This window comes from Pseudomonas guangdongensis, from assembly GCF_900105885.1.
Classification (GTDB): Bacteria; Pseudomonadota; Gammaproteobacteria; order Pseudomonadales; family Pseudomonadaceae; genus Geopseudomonas; species Geopseudomonas guangdongensis.
Map to the genome: position 1 here is coordinate 3,028,663 of NZ_LT629780.1, position 21,855 is coordinate 3,050,517.

Sequence of the window (21,855 nt, forward strand, 5' to 3'; positions counted from 1 at the left end):
CCTCTCGTCATACGACCTCCAGAGGGTTGCGCTCCAGGCGCTGTATCAGCTCAGAAGCGGTCAACTCGGATTTCTTCTTCTTGGTTTTCTCGATCAAGCGATAACCAACATCCAGGGCAGACTCCATCATCACTTTGGGCACATCCAGATGCCCAATTCCCCCACTTTGCATCCAGACTGGCTGGATTAAGCCATGGCCGAGACAACTTTTATAGCTATCCGATATTTCGGAAATACGCAGACCTCTCTCACGACGCACGACGTGTCCCTCGACATCTCGGAGCAATTCCGTTGCGAGATCCTTGGTGTGTCCGCGCCGTAAGGAAGCATCCATAAGGCGCTGAAGCGTCAGGTTATTGGTCAGCACCTGGGCTGCCGCTTGTTGCTGATTGAGCCTTTCGACAGCTCCTACTCGAAGTAGGGTACGAGCAATCAACTGAGCATCCTCCGCCACCTTCTCTGCATAACCGTTCAACGTGGCATCAGGAACAACATCGCCACTGACCCCATGGCTCTCTAGTTCATCAAATTTCTGCGCCAGGCGCGAAGCACCACTTTCCGTATCGCAGAAAGCGATTGCTGCCTGACGGATACCATCTGACTCTGCCAAAATCACCTGCACGGCTCCACCTGCCTCTGCAAGAGCGGTCAAATGGGTAAGCAGATGATCGAAAACAGGATCTCCGTAGCTGGCGAAGTGTAGAGGCTCCTCGCCAGGCAGTCCGACATCCATGAGCTCACGATCAACCGTCAGGTTGGATCCATCAATCAGCGGATCCACACCATTCAAAGTGATGTATCGGGCGCAAGGGCTGAACTGGCAACCACACGACTTCAAATATTCCGACTCAATCAACGATCTCCATATCTGAGCCAGTGTTACTGGCAGCGGCAGTGACCGATACTGCATCTCCAGTCGAGTGTAGATATCGAAAAGCTCTTGAGCTGGAATTTCAAGAAGCTTGTTGTGCTCACGTTGCTGCCTGGCTCGCTCCAAAGCAATCTTTTCTAGCTGCTGCTCATCAAGCGTCTTTGCCGCAAGCTGCTCAAACTCATCTACCGTGACAGGCAGCAGGGAGAACTGCTGCGTGCCGACAACCAATCCAGCCTTTTCCAGGCGCTGCATGAGTCGCTCATAGACAAACTGTTCAGCAGAGTCCGCATAGCAAAGATTCAACACTGAAATTTCACTGTGCCGCTGCCCAATGCGGTCAATCCGCCCGATTCGCTGCTCCACCTTCATGGGGTTCCAAGGCAAATCGAAGTTGATCAGCATGTCTGCTGTTTGCAAGTTCAATCCTTCAGCAGCCGCATCGGTACATACAAGGATATCAATTTCCCCTTGAACGAAACGGTGCTTGATTTTCTCCCTCTCACAGCCAACCATGCTTAGCAGATCCACGTCGAAGTAAGAGCCGCCCTGGCCGGAGTAGGTGCCTATACGGGCATGCGGATGAACTGCCTGAATCCGCTCGACGATGTCCTCCAGCGTGTCGAAGAAGCGAGTAAAAATCACCGTTTGCTGAATACGCCCAGAGGGTTGCTTCCTCCGCCCCAACACCATCAGCAAAACCTGCATCTTGGAAGAAACCTGCGAGAGATCCTCTACTTCCTGCCGCAAGGCTTGTAGGCAATCACGCTCCCAACGGAGGTCTTCCGGGGTTCGGTTGCGCAACAAACTGTCCACGGCCTCCAGGTCGTCCTCTCCACCCTCCAAGAGAAGATCTTCCAGCTCGGCTCGGTCTTCGGCAGAAGTGCTTTCGCTGAGTTGCTGGATCAAGGTGGCTTGTACGCGATCAAGGCGGCGCTGCACCGTCAGCTTCAGTGCTCGCAGACTGGATGCGAAACGCAAACGCAGGAAGCTCAGATAGAAACCCAGCGCGGTCTGATTAGGCTTGCACTCACCATTATTAAGCATTGCCTCACGCAAACCTTCGCAGTACTCATGCAAAAAGCTTTCAACCCTTGCTTCCTGCGGGGTGAAGACAATGCGTGGTGGCGTGATGACTTGTCGCTTGGCCAAACCAGCCTTCAGTTTACCCTTGTTGCGGTAGATCTTGAGCAAGTCTCGAGTATGCCGCTGCATGACTCTAGACAGAGGAGCTGCCGCAAACAGCAGCCGCGCCAAGGCCGGATGATTGATGGATTGCGGCACAACTCCGCTCTTCAGCCACTGCTCCAGGTCGATCTTGGAAAACGGGTCAATCACAACCTCCAGGAGATATCGCCACAAGACCGGATCCAGGTGTTCAATGCTGGTGACTGCCGCCCGCAATAGCGCCCACTCTTCACGCTCCAGCGCCTGTCCCTGACTGAGGGCGGCCGTGAGCTGGTAGTACCTGAGAGTGAGGGATGGGTCATATTTGAAAGCTCCTACCCGATTGGTCAGGGCAATCAGGTCACTGACCTCCACAGGATCGAGCTGCATTGGGGTTGCCGTCGCCAACAACAGACTCTTCGTAGCTGGTCGGATCAGATCCTGAAGTGTCTTGTACAGGTTGTTGTACTGCGGATAGCCACGCACTCCGCGTTGCGAGTTGGAGCGCCGGGCATAGTGGGACTCATCGAGCAGCACCAGGTCAAACTGTTGTGCGCTCTTGAGTGCCTGGCGTCGCTCCTGGCGCGTCATCAGGCCAGTGGAAATGATCGATAGATCCGCGTCATACAAGCCCGATGCAGGAGCACTCCCTTCCTGCGGTAGAAGGTAGTCCAGTTGCAATGAAGGACCGGAGCGCACACGACGGAATGGCAAAAGAAACTTACTGGCCATCTCCCGCTGCCATTGCTGCGTAAGACTGGCCGGTGCGGCGATCAGTATCCGCTTGGCCCGCTCGCTCAAGTACAGCGCGCGGAAAACCAGCCCGGCCTCGATGGTCTTGCCCAACCCCACCTCATCGCACATCAGACCCGATGCTGGGTAGTTATCGATCAGACGATGAGCTACGACAATCTGATGCGGCCAGGGTTGGACAGGTGCCGTATACAGACCGACATACTGTCCGTTGGGCATCAGCGGAGCGTACTTGATCAGCTGGAAGCGCGCCTGCTCCAGCGGCGAGAGCGTGGGCCGCTCCAACAAAGCAGGCTTTCCATCCATCTCCACCGGGAACTGAATCTGCTCGGAGAAGCTGATCAGCCGCTCCTTGACCGCTGTTGGCAGGTCGACAACCTTGAAAGCCGGGTGCTGATCGTTCCACAGCGCTTCGAAGTCGCGCTGAGCATCAGCGATCTTGGCCTGCTCCTTGGATCCCTGCCATGAGCAGTCCACATCCACGTTTTCGGCGTTATGCGCCAATGCCGTTTGCGACTCGTTCCAGGAACCACTGGCATAGAGGCAATTGCCTTCGGCATCGTAAGCAAGCGCCCACTTCTCGTGAACATACCCATCAACGCCGGAGTCAAGGGAGATAGCTTGTCCTGTCTGACTATGCACCCGCAAAGCGACACGGATCTCCAGATAGCCTTGCCGAACCATCCAGGACAGCAGCTCTACGCCGCGCAATTCGGCCTCGCGCCATTGCGCCGGATTGTCCAGCGCCTCTTGCAAGGCGTCATCGAGCTTGCCTTGGCCATTTATGATGGCCTGTACGTCCTGAGGGTGCAGGTCAGCGCCTGCAATCAGTCTCACCTTGCCGTCACGGCTTACAAATGTCGAGAAACCACGCGATGCCAAAGCCAGAGAACTGGAGCGAAAGTAACCAGCTACCCGATCGTAACGCACGGCACGCTGTAGCAACGGGATATAGAACTCACGCAGGATGTCGACCGTATGGCCATCCTTGGTCAGTGAGGAGGTCTTGTAGCTATAGCGCCATGGATAATCGGCAAGACTCGTCGACATTATCAGCTTCCCTATTTCTTCCTTGCTATTGATACGCAGAGCATCGACCAACCGGCCAACCATGACGGCAGCCTTACTAAAATTACTGATTACTCCCAAAAAACGGGCGCCGAAGCGCCCGTTCCACTATCAATGGGTTTTCAGACCAAACAGAATCGTCTTGGCCTCGTTACGCAGCTCTGGCGTTTCGGCCTCCGCAGCCCAGACCTCCAGCAGATCCAGTACGGTGTTTTCACGCCCCTCACGGTGCTGATCCAGATAGGCACGTGCCACGGGAATATCGCCGGAGCGGTAGCACATGATCAGACCATGCAACACGTCCCAATCCGATTGCGGCTTGGCAATACGTCGCTTGTCGCGCTCCTCTGGCTTGGCCAAGCGGAGCTTGGAACCTTTTTTGAGTAGCGGCGCGGCGTAACCGACGGTTTCCACTGAGGCGCCCTTACGCTTGGCGCCGGACTCCTCGGTGTTGTAGGCAACCAGGCGATCCTCAACCCCATAACCCGCCACCCGACTCTCCAGGCGGAAGTTCAGCGATTTGGAGAGGTTCAGAGCCTCACTGTAGGCAACATCATTGTGCCCCCAGATGCCGTAAACCGTCAGCGCCATGGCGGTTTCGGTATCCAGGTCATCTACGGTGATGCGCCCTTCCGTGATATCGCGAATCTGATGCTCTGCGACAACCCGACTGGCCTCGTTCATGGCTCGGATCGGATTTACTTCTTCATCGCCATCCATTACTGGCCAGTTTTCCGAAAGAACCTGCAACGCACGACCATAGCAGGCAATCATCTTGTCTACCGGATTCAGATTCAGAGCCGAAAACTCATCGAGAGCCCCCTCGACCGAGTCACGAATTTTACTCTGTACGCCCCTCCCACCGAGGCCAGTCCAGACAGCGGGGAACGGCTGATCAGCCTGACGTTTGCGGCAGGTAATAAAGATTGAGCTGGCAGCTGCTGCTAGGTCTTTCTGGTGGGTCGAATAGCTACTTTCAGACTCAACTGGAAAGCTAGAAGTAATTACCCAGCCAGAGTCAATAAGAGAGCGCGTCAATGTTTCCCAAGCGTCCTGCTCTTTATGAGTAAACATCAACGTCATCAGCCCATCGAGCCTCACAACACGATGACACTCTTTAAATATTTCCAACATTAACCCTTCATAGACCGCCTTTGCTTTTGCCTTTGACCCTGCCAGTGCAGGATTTGCAACAGCTTCATCAACCTTATTAGTCAATCGCGGCCAAACAATCTCAGGATACAACTCCTTAAGATTACGCTTCATCCAAACATAAAAGAAATCAGAAAGCTCTGCATACTGAACATTGTTATAATAGGGCGGATCCATGCACACCAAATCAACGCTTGAGGAGTCGACCCCAGAAATGCTTGCACCAGACCCGTTTATGATTTTCGGAATGGAAATTGAATTCAACTCACGACCAGCTGAAACCAAACTACAAATACCCTTATAGCTATCAAGTATTTGGCTTAAGCCCCATTTTAGCCCAGAAAAAGGCCCAGAAAAAACCATTTCCCCATAAGTCCACTTAAGCGAAAAATCATGCCGCCCAAAAGTGCCCTTTATAACCCCCCGAGTAAATTCCCAGCGAGTGTGCTTACTGTTGTAGTCTAGAGCCTTATCGAGAGCAAACTGCAAATAGGTAACTACAGCCCGCCCCTTAGCAGCTCCACACGCTTCAATAACCTTCTCTCTCAAGTCATTTAGAGCCTTCAGCGCAGTCAAGTGAGCAAGTATCTGGCGCGAATTAAACATATCGAGCCACTTAACTATGCCAAAATTTACAATTCCATCTCGTTGATCTCGACGATGCCCATACGGGATAGGCTCCGTAGGTATTAACCCCTGCAAATCGAACTCATCCCACTTCCGCTCAAGCTCTTTCCACGCCTCATCTATTGCAAGGAAATCTTTCTCAGAAGCTATGCGAAAAAACCTAACTTTCTCAACCTTTAACTCTCCAGCCCGCTCACCTGTCGAATATCTCTGTGGTTTTCCTTGACTGTCCAAGCTGGGTTGATATCTGGACGAAACCACTACATAAAGCCGGTCTTTCCATAGCCCATGCACAGAGTCCCCCCTGGCCTGAGATTTTATTTCATCACCGCTTATTGCCTGCCTACAGTGCACACACTGCCCAACCCCACGATCAACAGTGGCAAGCTCAGGATCTTCACCGTTTGGCCCCTTACCACCTGTTAACACCTGATAGGTTTCGAAGCGGTAATTCGCCGAAGCCCCCTGTCCCTGAGGGATAATTTTCACCCCCCAGGGATCAGCGGCCTCCTTGGAGAGCCAACAGGTATTCAGCAGCGGCGTCTTGGCCAAGCAACTGGGACAAGTCACCTCGCGGCAATAGAGCAGGCCGTTCTGGTCGTACTCCGGCTGGTTGAACTGATCGAACAGCTCAGGGTAATGCTCAAGATGCTTGCGCAAGCGATCCTGTTCGTATTTTGGCAGTGGCGAGAAGGGGTAGAAAGGCGCCATCTGGCTTTCGACCCTCTCCCGCATGATGTTGCCCCAATGCTCGATATCGTCGTACAGACTCATGCCAAAGCGGGCCGGGTAATCCAGGGTCGCATATAGAATGGTGGTGGCGACCGGATTCAGCTCGTTGGCGATCACGTTGTGACCGAGGCGCAGGGCCTCGAACGGAATAGAACCGCCCCCCGAGGTTGGATCGAGTACCGTCAGACCGCTGGGCTTGGGAGCATGGTCGTTCTGATACGCACGGGCATACCCGTAGAGATCCTCGGCATCCCACTTGATCTCCTTACCAAGAATCGCCTTGACCTCAGGCAGCTTGGCAAACTCGATGCGCTCGTTGACGTGCGCCGGATCAGCCATGACCCGCTCGACGGTCAACCACTGCCCGGCATGAATCTGCCCCAACGGCCGGGACTCCGCCTCCCAACGCAGCATAACCGGGTGTCTTGCCAGCTCCGGACTTTGCGCCTTGAGCTGCGCGATCTGTTGCAGGCTTTCCTCCCGGCGCTCCTGCTCACTGTCGAAGGCACGCAAGACCACGGGGTCGACCTTCAACCGCTCACCATCAGCGGTCTTCTCCAGGCGCCCCAGCAGTTTGCCGACGATAACCCAGTGCTGCCCTCCCAGGGTTACGACTCGCTTCTCGATGCCAAGCTCCTTGACGAAGCTCTCCACATCGGTATCGGCAGGCAGCAACGATCCCGCTACCGCCGCGCGGCTGGGCGTCAACGGGCGACGTGCCCACCAGACATGAAGAAAGTACAGTGGCGGGAGGGCTGAACTGGCTCCTCGCTCTCGCTGGGTTTCTGCACCTACCTGGTGGCAGGGAAAGCCTGCCTCGATCAGTCTGCGATCCATTGGGTCAACTCTTCCTAAATCTGTTAGCGCAGCTTGTCGAGCATGCGTTGAATACCATCGTCTTTGTTGCTGGTGCCGGTCAGCATGATGCGCAGACCACTGATCGCCCAACGATTTGCGTCGGCACCGTAGCTGGTGGTGCGAGCCAGCCAATAGGCGGCTTCCTCGCGGCTGAAACGCATGATGCGTCGAGCCAGTAACTCGATGCGATCCGGGTTGTGCAGGCGCTCCTGCAAACGGAACAGCAAGGCCAACTTGGCACCCGCCTCCTCGTCGAGCGGCAGGTTGTCACGAAGCTTCAGGCCCTCCTTGTTGAAGAAGCGCTGCAACTCCATGGGTACGCCTGCTTCATCGCAAACCCCTTCGACCATGCGCTTGAGCAGGGGGATCAGGCATTTGAGGCTCTCGCCATAGAGGTGGCCGCGATCCTGAAGATTGCCTAGCTGCTGCAGGTTGCGCTCTTCAGCGCGGGTTTCACTGGAAACCCGCTCCTTGATCACGACGACAGTGCCGGTGATGTCCTTCCACTCGGTAAAACGCAATACGAAAGGCGCCTTGCGCCAGCGATTTTTCAGGCGCTGGTCGTAATGGGCTTGCAGGGAAACAGGCTTACTCATTTGTGTGCTTTACCAGATCAAAGAAGGCACAGGACTCCGGAACCTGATGGATGTCGATCTGTGCCTGGGTCTCGCTTCCCTGCTTGGTGAGGTCGCCCAGTACCTCGAACAGTTCGGCCAGCAGCTTCATCTCTTTGGGAGAAACCTTGACCAGGTCGATATTGATTTTCCCGCCTTCAGGCAGCTCCAAGCCACTCATGCGGAGCAAATCGATGCGGGTATTCGCGCCTTTGGCATACAGCGACCCGAGCTTACGCAGATTTGCGTGCAGGACCTCGGCCAGCTGTTTTCCCTGCGCCGTAAAACGAGTGTCCTCAGGCTCGACCCAGCCGTATTCAGAGGCCTCCGCTGGAGTGATGAGGATGTCGTTGACACTGGTCTTGTGGAAATAGGCATTGGAGCCATAGACCAGATCTGGAGCGGTTCCCTCGCCGGCCGGCACCGGGTCGTTGCTCTCGGTAGGCGTGTAGGTGTAGACCTTGGCTTTCTGTACCGCGTTGTCGATTGCCGTCAGGATGGTCGAGTCCTTGATCTCACCATGCTGCTGCTTCACTGCTGCCAGCACATCAGCAACCTTGGTATGCGGCTTGAGCTGCATCGCCTGCGCAACCCACTGCTCGACTTGTTCGGGAGCGGGCTCAGCTTGTGGATTCCAACCACGCTGCAACGCACCCTGTACGCTGACCAGCTTCCATCCAGCCTGCGAGAGGTTGAGATCCATCGGCAACGCACCGGTATCTCGGCTGTAGAACTCAGCAGGCTTCTGATCCTCGGCAGAGGTGAAGCGGTACAGGCACCACTGGCCACGCTCGACGCCAGCACGCAGCAGTGTATCGAGAACATTCTTCTGCTCGAGGATCGGCCAGCGGCGATTCTGGGCAAGCTGGCTGCGAATCTGCTCGATTGATGGCGTCTGGCTGAGGTGGAAGAACATCTGCCCCAGCAAAATCAGCATTTCGCTGGTGGTGGCCTTTTCCATGGTCACCATCTCACCCTCGCCGGAGAGTACACGGAGAATTTCGGCATCCACCGACTGTCCGCCTTCGCCACCCGCCTGCTTGATCATCTTCTTGGTGGTGGCACCAGAAGCCCCCGGGAAGTAGATCGCTTCATAAGCCTGGGAGACTGCCGTCTGCAACGCCAGCTCACGCTCGCGGAGCTTGCTCTTGAACCCGCTCTCCACCAGCTTGGCGGCCGTCATGCCGAAATCTTCCGGCTTGTGATCGAGGCGGCGCATGGCCAGCACCGTGCGGGTGAGGTCCTCCAGGCGCTCGATACGGTAGCGGGCTTTATTGGTGCGATCTTCGTTCCAGGTTTCACCCTTGATCTGTACGGTTTCCGGAACCAGCAAGAACACGTAGTTCTGGTGCAAGCGCGGCGTGTTTCCGCCGCAACTGGTGATCATGGCTTCAGCATCGATGCGGTTGGCATCCAGGCGCACAATGGCCAGCACCGGTCGGTCGGTCTTGTCGGGAATGTCCTCGGGCTGCGACACGTCCTGCGCTACCACGAAGGTCGGGCTATTGTGGGTGACCACCTTGCGGCTGACGATGGCCAGGTGCTCCCCCACCGCATCCGGACTAATGCCCTGTTTGATGGTGCTGACGATCCGCGCCTCGGTCGGATCGGTATGGGCGTAAAAACGGCCTTCGTTATCTCGAAGGTAGTAGGCTTCGTCTGCGATGGCCTTGAGCGCCGTCTCTACCTGGGCAGGAGTCATATCCGGCATAGCCGTTTCAAACAGTGCTTCGGAGTAACTGACGCCGAACAGGTTGGAGGAGAGACCCTCTCCACGCCCGACGAGGCTATGCAGGAACACGACCTTCCAGGTCCACTCGTAGAGAGGGAACTCCAACGGGTGTGGATTCTTCTTGTCCAGCGCCTGGGCAACCGAAGCCCCCAACTCAAGACTACCGCTGTCGGCGCCCCCCACATCGGCGTTGAGAACGGTGATCAGGTCTGATGCACCTGTCCGCCCAACCACCTCGTCTGCTACATCGGGGTTCGCCAGATCGATATGGCAGGTATGCACCAGGGCCAACTTGGTGTTCTTCTTCCAGAGGCTACGGATGGCCATGGCCAAAACACGCAGGACGCCACGAGTGCCCTGGAAGTTCTGGACGGTGGACAGCTTGTTGGTCAGGAAGCTGATGAAGCTGGGATGGAAGGGGTAGTTGTTGGTGATGACTTGCTCGAAATCAGCACGGCTTGCCTGGTCTGGCAGCTGAGCACCACTCTTCTGGTACATCGCCATGTAGGCCTGCGCAGTCTCCTGAGCGGCACTGTGGTCGATGGAGACAAACAGGCGACGAGCCAGCACTCGGGAAATTTCGGTCGCACGTACCGGTACGGTCGTGGTGGCATCACGCGAAACGACACTGAGGATGGCCTTGCCAGCCTTCTCGGCCAGAGCTTCGGCTTCGTCGGTATCCACAGCGCGCCCAAGCGTTTGTTGCAGAACACCTGCCAACATGCCGGTTTGCTGACGGAAGGCATCCTGCTGACTGGCCAGCGTGACCACTACCGAAATGCCGCTGTGGGTACGGGCATAACCCAGCAGCCCCATCAGGAAAGCGCCGATCTGATCACCACCGCCTAGATGAGCGGCCTCGTAGCGAGTCGCATACTGCGCCAACTCGTCCATCATGATCAGTACCTTGCGGGTACCGAAGAGACGCTCTAGGAAGTACTTGCCAGGGAAGGCCGTTGAGGTGACTTCCTTGAGGTTTTCCCGGTAGAAGTTTTCGCCCCCCAGACGCAGGGCCAGTTCCCCCCACAGGGTATAGGGAAGGATCTCCTCACCGCTGGGCTCGATGACCGGCATCTCATCGCAGGCGATACCGACGATGTCGACACTGCCTTCCGGGAGCAGAAACTCGGCCTCGATGACCTCCTTGGCTACCTCCGCAATGCTCGAACCACGTTTGGCGAGGTGAACCAGGGAAATCAGCGTATGGGTCTTACCACCACCAAAGGAAGTTTCCAGTCGGTGGATGGCCGGGAGGGAATTATCACCAGAAAGGCGACCAAACACGTCCCGAACAACCCGCCGCAAACCCTCCGTCGGAAAGGTTGCCTGAGTGAAGAACAGGCCGGCATCGGTGTAGATGTTGTCCGTGCTGGTACCCTTTCCTGAGTAGGCATCCAGTACCTGGCTCAACGAAGCCGTGAAAATCTCCGGGTTGAACGATCCCGCGATAATGTCGGGACGGGGGATGCAGGTCTGCAAAATCGGCTTCATCGTGCCTCCGTGTCTGATCCATGCTCGGGAGGCGAGCCAAACGCCCTGCCTACCGGACTCCTCGATGGCCGTTAGCCATACTGAAAACTGCTGTACATCGTACTTGATTGGCTACAACGAACGCACATCTGCGGCGGAGCATAGAAGCAAGGGGAGCTCTCATGCTGGAGAAATGCGAAACGAGAGGTCACTCATCCCACCGCCCATCGTTGTCCAGATCCCGATCCGAACCGCCCTGGTCGTAATCCCAGCGCTTGTCGTTATCGAGATCACGGTCGCTGCCGCCCTTGTCGTGGTCCCAGCGACCATCGTTGTCGATATCTCGATCCGTGCCGCCGGCGCCGAAATCCCAGCGGCCGTCATTGTCGAGGTCGCGGTCGGTGCCACCCTTGTCGTAGTCCCAGCGCCCATCGTTGTCGATGTCCCGATCCGTGCCACCACGGTTGAAATCCCAGCGGCCGTCGTTATCGAGGTCGCGGTCGGCCGCCTGAGCCTGGCAAACCATACCCATCAGCAGGCCAAGGCTCGCAGCGGCCAACATGCGTTGATGACGCTTCATCTATACAGCTCCTCGTTACCAGCCCGGATAACGCTGCCAGACCGCCTCGGCGATCGCGCTCTCGTCACTGTGGTACTGCTCGGGGACCTGGATGATGTCCAGCGCCATTTCCTCGATCACGTCACGCAGCTCCAGGTGCTGCAGCCAGCGCTGCGGGATGGCATCGGGGCCATGGATCAGACCGAGGAAGTGGCCGGCGATCAGGCCGGTGCTGTCGCTGTCTCCGCTGTGGTTGACGGCGGTGATCACGCCTTCCTCCAGGCTGTCTGCCGCCAGGGCGCACCACAGGCCGATGGCCAGGGCCTCTTCGGCCACCCAGCCACCGCCCAGTCGCTCGATGGATTCGGGGTCGGGCTGCTCACCTGACTCATGCAGGGCGAGCACCTGCTCGATGATGCGGCGGGTTTCCTCCATGCCCGGTTTGTCGCCGTGCGCTGCCAGACTGGCTCTGGTGGCGGCGGCGAGCGTTATGCCCTCGCTCCAGATCCGCGCAAGGATGTCGGCGAACAGGCCAGCCGCCAGATAGCCGCTCGGGTGCCCGTGGGTGGTGCGGGCGGATTCGGCGGCATTGTCGAAAGCGTTCGGGAAGAAGGCACAGGGCGCCACGCGCATCACGCCACCGCAACCCTTGCTGTCGTTGTCGGCCAGTTCGCCGAAACTGCGACTGGCTCGCAGGGCCGACAGGCAGGTATTGCCCGGAGCCCGGCGCGACCACAGGCGGCGGTCACCAAACAGCCAGCCATCCTGGCCGATTTCCAGCGGCGTGCGCTCGCCCTGGGTCAGCAGCCAGCGCAGCAGGGCGTGATGGATGACCGACGGCGGATGGCAGACGCCTCGGGAGGCACCGCGCACATGGGCGCGCAGCAGGCCTTCCGCGGTGAACAGCATCATCTGCGTATCGTCGGTGATCGCGCCCAGCTGGCCGTAGGCGGGCACGAAGTGGCGGATGCCGGATTCCCCGAACTCGCGGCGAATGCGCTCCCAGCGCAGGAACTCGACTGGCGCACCGAGCGCATCGCCCACGGCACCGCCGAGCAGGCAGCCAAGTACACCGGCAGGGCTGCCGGGAAGCGGATGGGATGGGGCGATTTGTGAATCTGGCATGCGACTCTCCCTGAGTGATCTGCCGGCAAGCCTAACGGGTGGCTGCGACAGCTTGTGTCGCACTCGGTCGGTAGACTGACGCTTCGTGATCACAGCTCAAGGAAGGATCTGTCGGCTCCGGCATGAGCCTTCGAAAGGCTGCCCTGCTGCGTACATCTACGGTGACTTCCTCAGCCTCCCGCCAGCAGGTTTCTGTCGCATAAAAGGTAAAGCCGGGTCGCACCAAAGCAATGATGCGATCCAGACTGCTTACATGGGGCAGATGCTTACCCGTTGTCGCTCTCGCACTCTACCAGCTCAAATTTTGGCCCTTCGACAACCTCAACGCCCTCAGGAGCAGAGGCCAGACAAGAGTTCTCTAGGTCGGCACCGGACTGGTCGAGCGAGAACGTCACTTCCCAGACCAGCAGTCCCAGCGTCGTTTCAGCTTTGAAGCCCTTGCTCCATGTCTCGCTGTCTTCCTTGAAGGCCGGCTTGCCTATCTGGACGGTTTGCACCTCACGAATCTGATCAGCCGGAATGGTCTGCTTCTCTCCGTTGATCTTGACCACTGCCCCTTGCACAACCTTGATCTGCCAACCCATGTGACGACTCTCCTTGTGGAAAGCGCCAATTTAGCCGAACTCGCCGAGTAGCGGCACCCCGGCGAGTCTCCATGAGCTTGTTGTCAGCACCTAGCCCAGCACCGCAGGGCTCTGCATGCCCCAGGCCTGCTGTAGCTTCGGCCAGAGATCGGAATGGATGAACACCGGACGCATGCGCAGTCCTTCACAGGTCTCCAGCAGCTCCAGCGCCTCTGGCCACGTATAGACCCAGCGATACCGTGGATCGGTCGCCAGCCAGTCAACTCGCTTAGGAGCAGCCTCCTGACTGCTCCACTGCAGGCGGTACTGCCAGGCGCTTACCTACCAGTCGCAGTGAGCCACGCTGCCCAGCATCCAGATCCAGCAGCAATTCCTCACCGGGCTGTATCACAGCGGGCTGGTAGGTGCTGAGCCCTCTAGTCATTGCGGCCATGGCTCCGGCTACGTCCTCAGCGTAGGCCTGCCCATTGAAGGGTAGATCCTCGTCGCTGCTGTCCTCGATATCTTCCAGCTCAGGCAGGTAGCGGTCCCGTAATGCCTCCAGCTCAGCCAGCGTCCTGCCACGGATGATCAGCAAACCATCTGCCGAGCCGTGTGCGTAATCGACGATCTCGAAGGTGCCGATATCAGTTTCGACCCACATGGAAACGCTCTCCTTTTCCAGCAAAGGCATCAGCCCCTGCTCGCTCCGAAGCTGTGCTGATGATCACCGTACATCTTGGTTGCAGTCTTGCAGAGGTAGCTGGCTCGGCGGAAGAACTCGGCCTGGCTCTGCTCATCGTCACGGGAGATGTAGTAACCGGGGTTCTGCGGGACGTGTACCAGTCCGGCGACAGCCTCTCTCGGCAACCTCAAGGCACTGGCCCAGGCCTCTTCCAGGCGGTTGAACACGTTCCTGCCTTCGGACTGGAAGTAGCCCAGCACGCTGTAGGCATCCTTGTTCAGGAAGATCACCAGGTGGTAGTGCGGTCTGTCCGAGCTGGCGATCTCGCGCACCCAGATGTAACGCACGGTACAGGGATGGGCGTAGCGGTTGCGGCGTTTGGCCATGCCGCGACTGTGTTCGATCTTGGCCTTGAAGGATTCGAAGAACCGGCTGATCACCTCATTCCTGAAGGCGTAGCTGGGCAGCATGCCGCTGTTGGGGAACTTCAGCTCTACCCGGAAGGCGAATGTCCGAGGGTGCTCATCGAGTGCTCGTTGCATCGTGTCGTACAGGCGTTGCAGGTGCTCACGAATGAACGGGCCTTTCTCGTGCATGACGGGCAGGCCTTGGTAGGTGTGATCGTGGTGGATGTGCAGGTTGTGGTTCTGAGGGTGACGACGCATGGTCATGTCTCCGTTTTGGTGGATTCATAACCAGTGCTGGATGGGTATCTTTTTACGTCTGATGGCTACCTGATCGATGCTGATGAGCTGATTGTCTAGCTGTTGGTCATGGAGGTAGCTAGTCCTCTGATGAGTAGATGGGTCGTCATGGATACTGAGTCTGATATGCCTAGATGGAATGAAAGGATTACCCATACAAAGCATATAGCTATTAACCGAGAACTCCTGAGCTCCCTCCACCTTATGGCTGCCTAGCAAACCGACCTCCTCAACCCCAGGCCAGCATGGCAAGCCCATCACCCCAGCCACTCCGGCAAAAAAGCCCTGCAGTCGGCATGAACCGACTGCAGGGCTTGTGTGGTCACCACCGGTCACTACTCAGCTGTTACGGCCGTTACGATCGTTCGCAGATCGCGCTCCCTTATGCGATCTGCAATCCAGGCCTGCACCTCGACCTCAACCCAGGCCACGGCGCGGCCACCCAGCGATACAGGGGCAGGAAAAACTCCTTGCTTGACGTACTTGTATACCGTGGAGCGAGCCAATCCGGTCGCAGCTTTCACATCGTTCAGGCGCATGAATTTCATGTTCGGCTCCTCGCCGCTGTTCGTCCAAACGATGGGTGCTGGCGTTAAAAAAATACTGGCTTCTGCCCATGCAAGGCCTTCTTCTATCCGACGATCCTCCTAATCATCACAGATAGGAATTATTTGTTTTAGCTTGCTATTTTCGCTATAAATAGCAGAAATAGCGGGGTCAGCATGAACAATGCACTAGATGATCGAGACTCATCCACCACCACCGGCGCACGCTCTACCTACGACGGCTGGCCACGCTTCCGTGAGCACAGCTTGCTGGAAGGCGCTGTGACGGAAGCAGTCAGAGAGCTACAGGTTTCCCGAGAGATGGCGACAATGTGCGCATTCGGAGCCATGGCCACAGCCTGCCAAGGGCATGTCGATGTACAGATGCCCACCGGACACAAGGTACCAACCTCACTGATGCTGCTGACCATAGCGGACTCCGGTGAGCGCAAGACCACTACTCAGAACTACTTTTTCGAGGCCATCAACGCCCTAAATGATGCAGCGCATCGTGCCAACGAAGCAGCCTTAGCAGATCACCGGGTCGAGCACCAACTGTGGAGCACACGCAAGCGGCATCTGGAACGCATGTACAGCAAATGTGCGTCCCAGGAGGATGAGGCGGCTACCCGCAACGCCCTGGATGCAATTGCCGAGCATGTCAGGGCGGAACCGTCACCAGCCCGCTCGGGCAAGTTCCTCTATGAGGACACCACCCCGCAGGCCCTAGTGCAGATGCTTCATGAAAACACGCCTAACGGTTGCCTGCTGACCAGTGAAGCCAACAGTATTTTCAGCGGCAAGGCACTGGGTGAGCTCGACAAACTGAATACCCTCTGGGATGGCAGCAGCGTCATCGTTGATCGGATCTCCAGGGAAGGATTCATCCTCCAGAATGCGCGCCTCACACTGTCGCTAATGGCACAGCCAAGCGTGATCGCTCGCTTCATGGGCAAGCGCGGAGAGGAGGCTCGTGGCACAGGCTTTCTCGCCCGCTTCTTGGTCGCCAAGCCACGCCCAATGGCTGGCCAACGCACACATGACCAGCAATCTGCACAACCACGCCGACAGCTCTTCAACGCGCGAATCCGCGAGCGCATAAGCTCCAGCACTTCGCCTGATCGCCAAGTGCTACGTTTCTCTGAGCCAGCCGCAGACTTCTGGTATCAGCGCAGCCAGTACCTCGAACAACAGATGCAGGAAAACGGCCTGTACCACTACCTCAAGGATCACGCCTCCAAGCTGCTGGAAAACACGAGCCGTCTGGCGGCTATCCTACATACGTTCGAGCGCACCTCGGACAGCGATACCGAGATCGACCACCTCACCTTGGAGTTCTGCTGGAGGTTCGCTCAGACCTGCTCAAGGCACTTCATCGAACACTTGGCCAACGAGCCGCAGCTCGTTACGGATGCGAACTACCTAGCGCACTACCTGCTGCAGTGCGCCTACAGAGACAACACTAACCCAGAAAAAAATACAACCAGAGGCAGAAACGACGACATGAAGCCCATAAGTCCAGGCCGGACTGCACGACCTGACTACCTGAAACCTGGAGCACGCACCGGCTTCACGCTGACTCAACTAAAACAGTATGGCCCCAGCAGCCTCAGAGGGCGTGCCAATAATGAGCGACTGGAGGCCGCCATCGAGCTGCTGACTAAACTAGGACACATCAATAAGGAAGGGAGCGTTTACCGCTTCCAGGAAACTATCCTGCTCAAACGAGGAGTGCCTGCACTGAAGAACGGGGAGGTTCTCACCATCAAGGAGCTGCCGCTATTCAGCGAACAGGAATACTGGTCACCCGAGCGTAGCAGTGGATTTATTGATCCTTCGGGCTACTTCATCAAGCTCCGCAGATAACACCCGTAACGCGGGAGGGGCACGACAACGCCAGAAGCACCTGGCAGCTATTGCGCGCGGCAGACCAGACTGATGGGCGAGCGACTAGCACATCGGCAGGAAGCATCGCGCGGTAGAGTCAACGCATGCACCGTCTATTGAAAAACACAGAGATTAAATTAAAATATTATAACATTTATTTTCGCTATTTACTGCTTCGCGCTTGCGCTCTGCACAAGAATTCCTTTTTGATGACAGCAAGCGTCCGGGCATCACACCTCGCCGGGCTTCCAGCAATGCGGCAGCAGTTCGGCCAGTGCGCTGGCAGGCTGTGTCGGCCGGCGCGTGAGCACGTCCTTCAGGTAGGCATACGGATCATGGCCCAGCCGAGCGGACTGAATCAGCGTCATCAGCGCGGCTGCGCGCTTGCCGCTGCGTAGCGAGCCGGCAAACAGCCAGTTCGAGCGGCCCAGCGCCCACGGGCGGATCTGGTTCTCGCACCAGTTGTTGTCGATCGCCACCCCGCCATCATCGAGATAGCGCACCAGGGCCGTCCAGCGTTTGAGGCTGTAGTCGAGCGCCTTGGCGATGGCCGTGCCTTCGTGCACCAACTGGCGCTGGGCGAGCATCCAGATATGCAGGGCATCGGCGATGGGTTTGGCTTTTTCCTGGCGTATTCGCTGTCGCTCATCAGGCAGCAGATCGCGCACCTCGCGCTCGATGGCATACAGCTGACCGATGTGCTGCAGGGCCTGTTCGGCCAGCGGGCCCTGGTTGGCCACATGCAGGTCGTAGAACTTGCGCCGGGCATGGGCCATGCAGCCGATTTCGGTCACACCCTGCTCGAAGCAGGCCTTGTAGCCGGCGAAGTCATCGCAGACCAGCTGGCCTTTCCAGTCGCCGAGAAAGGCACGGGCATGCTCGCCGGCGCGGCTGGGACTGAAGTCGTAGACCACGGCGCACAGATCGGCGAACGGGCTGGCGGTATAGACCCACACGTAGGCCCGCTGGGTCTTCTCCATGCCGGGAGCGAGCATCTGCACCGGGGTTTCATCCGCGTGCTGGACGCCCTGCTGCAACAGCCGCTCGCGCAGCGCATCGACTAGCGGTTGCAGCTGTACACCGCAGCTGCCGACTCACTGCGCCAGGGTCGAGCGCGGGATGGCCAGGCCAGCGCGGCCGAAGATCCGTTCCTGGCGGTACAGCGGCAGGTGGTCGGCGTATTTGGCGACCATGACCTGGGCCAGCAGACCGGCGGCAGGGATGCCCTTGTCGATCACCTGGGGTGGCACAGGCGCCTGGATCAGCGCTTCGCACTGCGCACAGACCCATTTGCCGCGGATATGCCGCTCCACCGTGAAGACGCCCGGGGTGTAGTCGAGCTTTTCGCTGACATCCTCGCCGATGCGCTTGAGCTGGCAGCCGCAGGAATACTGTGTGGAGTCCGGCTCGTGGTGGATCAGGGGACGCGGAAGCTGCGACGGCAAGGCGGTGCGCTTGGGCGGCTGGCGTGGCTCGGCGGGTGCCGGTGCGGGATTCAGCGCCTTGAGTTCGGCCTCAATGGCCGCGATGTCGGTGCCGAGCAGCTCGTCCAGCAGGCTGATCTGGTCGGGACTGAGCTGCTCGCTGCGCCGGGCAAACTTGTGGCGCCTGAGGATAGCGATCTCGTGAGCCAGCTGCTCGTTACGGGTTTTGTGGTAGTCCACCTGCTGGTCGAGCTGTTCGACACGCTTCGTCAACTGCGCAGCCAGGGCGCGCAGTTGTTCCGGCGTCAGGTGATCGAAGGTCGGCAGTGCAGCACCTTCAATCGCCTGGAGGGGGGGGGGGAGTGCTTCCTTTCGGGCTGAGTCGCACGCACGCGCTACGCAGCTCAGCACATACGGTCACCAAACGGTCACCAGAAGCCGCTGGTGACCGGGCCTGAGAAAAACAGACAGGCATAAAAAAATCCAAGCACCCGTAAGTGCTTGGATTTTCTAGGGATTTTTGGTCGGGACGGAGTGATTCGAACACTCGACCCCTTGCACCCCATGCAAGTGCGCTACCAGGCTGCGCTACGCCCCGACATGTCTTCGGATCACCTGAAGACGGAGCGTACTTTACACTAACGTCATGAAATGTGGAAGTTTTTTCTTACCGGACCGAGAGTCGCCAGCAAGCGCGGGGGCAACGCCAGCCCATGCGAATGCCTGCCAGCCTCAAGCACCGTCCCAGACGCTGAGGAAGGCGGCCGGCTCCAGCACGGGCGGCGTGCGGCGCTCGCCCAGCGGGGTGCCCAGGTAGAGGAAGCCGACGATGCGCTCGTCGTCGCCCAGGTCCAGCCCGGCACGCACCTCGGCGTCATGGGACAGCTCGCCGGTGCGCCAGATCGCGCCGAGGCCTTGGGCATGGGCGGCGAGCAGGATGCCATGGGCAGCACAGCCGGCGGCCAGCAGCTGCTCGGACTCCGGCACCTTGGCGTGCGCCTGCAAGCGGGCGATCACCACCAGCAGCAGGGGGGCGCGCAGCGGCATCGCGCGTGCCTTGTCGAGCAGTTCGGGACCGGCTTGCGGGTTGTGCAGCGCCTGCACGCGGGCGAACAGCTCGCCGAGCCGGTGGCGTGCCTCGCCTTCGACGCTCAGGAAGCGCCAGGGACGCAGCTGGCCATGATCCGGGGCGCGCAACGCGGCGCGCAGCAGCAGCTCGCGCTGCTCCGGCGTGGGCGCCGGCTCGCCCAGGCGCGCCACCGAAACACGATTGATCAGAGCGTCGAGCGCATCCATGGACCTACTCCCGTTGACTGGCAAACCCGGATTCTAGCCGATCAGGCGGCGCGGTCGGGCGACAGATCCGGCTGCAGCGGCGGAGTCAGCGGCGGCAGGCCGTGGGCGGCGCGCGCCGCGTCGCAGCGCGGATTGTGCTCGCCGTGCTCCCAAGAGGCCTCGAACTCGCGGCAGGCCGAGGAGCGCTGTTCGTACATGGTGCAGCGCACCCCGCAACCGACCTCGCCCATCAGGCTGACGCAGCGTGTCGGCTTGCTGGTGGTACCGCGCATGGCGGCATGGTAGGGGCTGATCTGCTCGACCAGCTCGTCAGGGACGATGCCGCCGGCAGAGCGGCATTCGCCCCAATAGAAGGACACACGAAAGTGCGCGCAGCAGGCGCCGCACGTCAGGCAGGGATTATTTTCGGACATCGGTGCAACACCGCAGGAACCGGCGACTGCCGGCAGGAGCCGCGGATTTTAGCGAGGAGAAAAAGCGGCTGAAAAGTAGCCGGGACAGTTTTTTTCGGTGCACCGCCCGATGGCATGGCCGCCGCGCAAAGACCGCCTGTTGGCGTCAGTTTCACGACTCGGATACTATCCGGCACCCGTCGCCTGCGCCCGCACAGGAGGTGCCACCATGCCAGGAATCCCCGGCAAGCCCAGCGCCAGCAGCACCCGCCCCAGGGCCGCGCCCTTTTCCGACCGCGAACAACACAGCCGCCTGCTCGCCTGGCTGAGCCTCGCCTGCGGCATCGCCGTCGGCGTACAGATCGGTCACTTCGACACCACCCTGCTCTGGGCGGCCGGCTATGCACTGCTCTACCCGCCGCTCAGCCATGCCGCCAGCCGCTATCTGCCGGCACGCCACCACCCCGCCGCGCGCCACGGCCTGCTGCTGCTCGACGCCCTGCACATCGGCCTGGCCATCGTGCTGCTCGGCTACTCGCTGATCCCCGCCCTGCTGATCCTGCTGATGCTCGCCAGCGGCGCCCTGCTGGTCGATGGGCCGCGTCTGTGCCTGCAGGCCCTGCTGGCCAGCGCGGCCGGCGCGCTGCCGGCCGTCCTGCTGCTCGACCCACCCGCCCAGCCGGACACCCCGCTGCCGGTCAGCCTGGCCTGCCTGCTGGTCGGCGGCGGCTACTGCCTGCTCATCGGACTGATCGCCCACCGCCAGAGCAAGCAGCTCGATGCCGTGCGGCAGGCCCTGTGCGAGGAGAAGGAAAAGGCCTCGGGACTGGCCTCCAGCCTGGCGCGCTACCTGTCGCCGCAGGTCTGGGAGTCGATCTTCAGCGGCAGGAAAAGCGCCCGCCTGGAGACCCAGCGCAAGAAGCTCACGGTGTTCTTTTCCGACATCCGCGGCTTCACCGAACTGTCCGAGGAGCTGGAGGCCGAGGCGCTCACCGACCTGCTCAACACCTACCTCGACGAGATGTCGAAGATCGCCCTCAAGTACGGCGGCACCATCGACAAGTTCATCGGCGACAGCGTGATGATCTTTTTCGGCGACCCCAGCACCCAGGGCGCCCGCCACGATGCGGTGGCCGCCGTATCGATGGCCATCGCCATGCGCAAGCACATGAAAGTGCTGCGCCAGCAGTGGCGCGCCCAGGGCATCACCAAGCCGCTGGAGATCCGCATGGGCATCAACACCGGCTACTGCACGGTGGGCAACTTCGGCACCGAGATGCGCATGGACTACACCATCATCGGCCGCGAGGTAAACCTCGCCAGCCGCCTGGAAAGTGCCGCCGACAGCGGCGAGATCCTCATCTCCCACGAAACCTACGCCCTGGTGAAGGACGTGATCATGTGCCGCGACCAGGGCGCGATCACGGTCAAGGGCTTCAGCCGGCCGGTGCAGATCTACCAGGTGGTCGACCTGCGCAGCGACCTGGGTAGCGGCACCCGCTATCTGGAGCACGAGCTGCCGGGCTTCTCCATGTACCTGGACACCGACGACGTGCGCCACCACGACACCGAGCGGGTCATCCACGCCCTGCAGCACGCAGTCGAGAAACTGCGCGACAAGGTCGGCTGAT

At 59.1% G+C, this 21,855-nt stretch carries 14 protein-coding genes, 1 tRNA gene and 1 pseudogene; 2 read left to right on the top strand and 14 right to left on the bottom strand.

Translation table 11 applies throughout. The features are described from left to right. Positions 1–7: 7 nt before the first annotated feature. The 10 genes from BLU22_RS14130 to BLU22_RS14175 form a co-directional block, all read right to left on the bottom strand. Positions 8–3,904 (bottom strand): helicase-related protein, encoded by a 3,897-nt coding sequence (locus BLU22_RS14130; protein WP_090215779.1) that lies wholly within the window; start codon positions 3,902–3,904, stop codon positions 8–10. A gap of 66 nt (positions 3,905–3,970) precedes the next feature. After that, positions 3,971–7,207 (bottom strand): DUF1156 domain-containing protein, encoded by a 3,237-nt coding sequence (locus tag BLU22_RS14135; RefSeq protein ID WP_090215781.1) that lies wholly within the window; start codon positions 7,205–7,207, stop codon positions 3,971–3,973. A 23-nt stretch (positions 7,208–7,230) separates the two neighbouring features. After that, on the bottom strand, positions 7,231–7,824 hold the full coding sequence (locus BLU22_RS14140) for a DUF7680 family protein (RefSeq protein ID WP_090215784.1): 594 nt from the start codon (positions 7,822–7,824) through the stop codon (positions 7,231–7,233). After that, on the bottom strand, positions 7,817–11,065 hold the full coding sequence (locus tag BLU22_RS14145) for an ATP-binding protein (protein ID WP_090215787.1): 3,249 nt from the start codon (positions 11,063–11,065) through the stop codon (positions 7,817–7,819). The genes BLU22_RS14140 and BLU22_RS14145 overlap by 8 nt, the downstream gene beginning before the upstream one ends. Before the next feature lie 187 nt (positions 11,066–11,252). Then, positions 11,253–11,624 carry a hypothetical protein gene (locus BLU22_RS15340; RefSeq protein WP_231975250.1) on the bottom strand — a complete coding sequence of 124 codons (372 nt, stop codon included), beginning with the start codon at positions 11,622–11,624 and terminating at the stop codon, positions 11,253–11,255. A 15-nt stretch (positions 11,625–11,639) separates the two neighbouring features. Further along, entirely contained in the window at positions 11,640–12,728 is a 1,089-nt protein-coding gene (locus BLU22_RS14155) for an ADP-ribosylglycohydrolase family protein (protein ID WP_090215789.1), read from the bottom strand. 266 nt (positions 12,729–12,994) lie between these two features. After that, positions 12,995–13,312 carry a hypothetical protein gene (locus BLU22_RS14160; protein ID WP_090215792.1) on the bottom strand — a complete coding sequence of 106 codons (318 nt, stop codon included), beginning with the start codon at positions 13,310–13,312 and terminating at the stop codon, positions 12,995–12,997. A 268-nt stretch (positions 13,313–13,580) separates the two neighbouring features. After that, positions 13,581–13,985: a hypothetical protein gene (locus BLU22_RS14165; RefSeq protein ID WP_157719011.1), complete on the bottom strand. Its 405-nt coding sequence runs from the start codon at positions 13,983–13,985 to the stop codon at positions 13,581–13,583. Next, a complete protein-coding gene (locus BLU22_RS14170) occupies positions 13,985–14,641 on the bottom strand; it encodes an inovirus Gp2 family protein (RefSeq protein ID WP_090215797.1) in 657 nt (218 codons plus the stop codon). Before BLU22_RS14170 ends, BLU22_RS14165 begins: the two co-directional genes overlap by 1 nt. A 374-nt stretch (positions 14,642–15,015) precedes the next feature. Beyond that, on the bottom strand, positions 15,016–15,228 hold the full coding sequence (locus BLU22_RS14175; RefSeq protein ID WP_090215800.1) for a helix-turn-helix transcriptional regulator: 213 nt from the start codon (positions 15,226–15,228) through the stop codon (positions 15,016–15,018). 174 nt (positions 15,229–15,402) lie between these two features. Here BLU22_RS14175 and BLU22_RS14180 point away from each other — a divergent pair, with 174 nt between their 5' ends. Beyond that, positions 15,403–17,091 carry a YfjI family protein gene (locus BLU22_RS14180; RefSeq protein ID WP_090215803.1) on the top strand — a complete coding sequence of 563 codons (1,689 nt, stop codon included), beginning with the start codon at positions 15,403–15,405 and terminating at the stop codon, positions 17,089–17,091. 251 nt (positions 17,092–17,342) lie between these two features. On the opposite strand, the pseudogene tnpC reads toward BLU22_RS14180, so the two are convergent. The 4 genes and pseudogenes from tnpC to BLU22_RS14200 all read right to left on the bottom strand — a co-directional run bounded on the left by tnpC (position 17,343) and on the right by BLU22_RS14200 (position 20,245). Continuing rightward, positions 17,343–18,878, bottom strand: a pseudogene (gene tnpC, locus BLU22_RS14185) (IS66 family transposase). A 179-nt stretch (positions 18,879–19,057) separates the two neighbouring features. Continuing rightward, positions 19,058–19,134, bottom strand: a tRNA-Pro gene (locus BLU22_RS14190). Positions 19,135–19,268: 134 nt separating this feature from the next. Then, the gene (locus tag BLU22_RS14195; protein WP_090215806.1) at positions 19,269–19,832 is read right to left on the bottom strand and encodes an NAD(P)H nitroreductase; all 564 of its coding nucleotides are present in this window, start codon (positions 19,830–19,832) and stop codon (positions 19,269–19,271) included. 41 nt (positions 19,833–19,873) lie between these two features. Next, positions 19,874–20,245: a YkgJ family cysteine cluster protein gene (locus tag BLU22_RS14200; protein ID WP_090215811.1), complete on the bottom strand. Its 372-nt coding sequence runs from the start codon at positions 20,243–20,245 to the stop codon at positions 19,874–19,876. Positions 20,246–20,453: 208 nt separating this feature from the next. Here BLU22_RS14200 and BLU22_RS14205 point away from each other — a divergent pair, with 208 nt between their 5' ends. Continuing rightward, positions 20,454–21,854 (top strand): adenylate/guanylate cyclase domain-containing protein, encoded by a 1,401-nt coding sequence (locus BLU22_RS14205; protein WP_090215814.1) that lies wholly within the window; start codon positions 20,454–20,456, stop codon positions 21,852–21,854. Position 21,855: the final 1 nt, after the last annotated feature.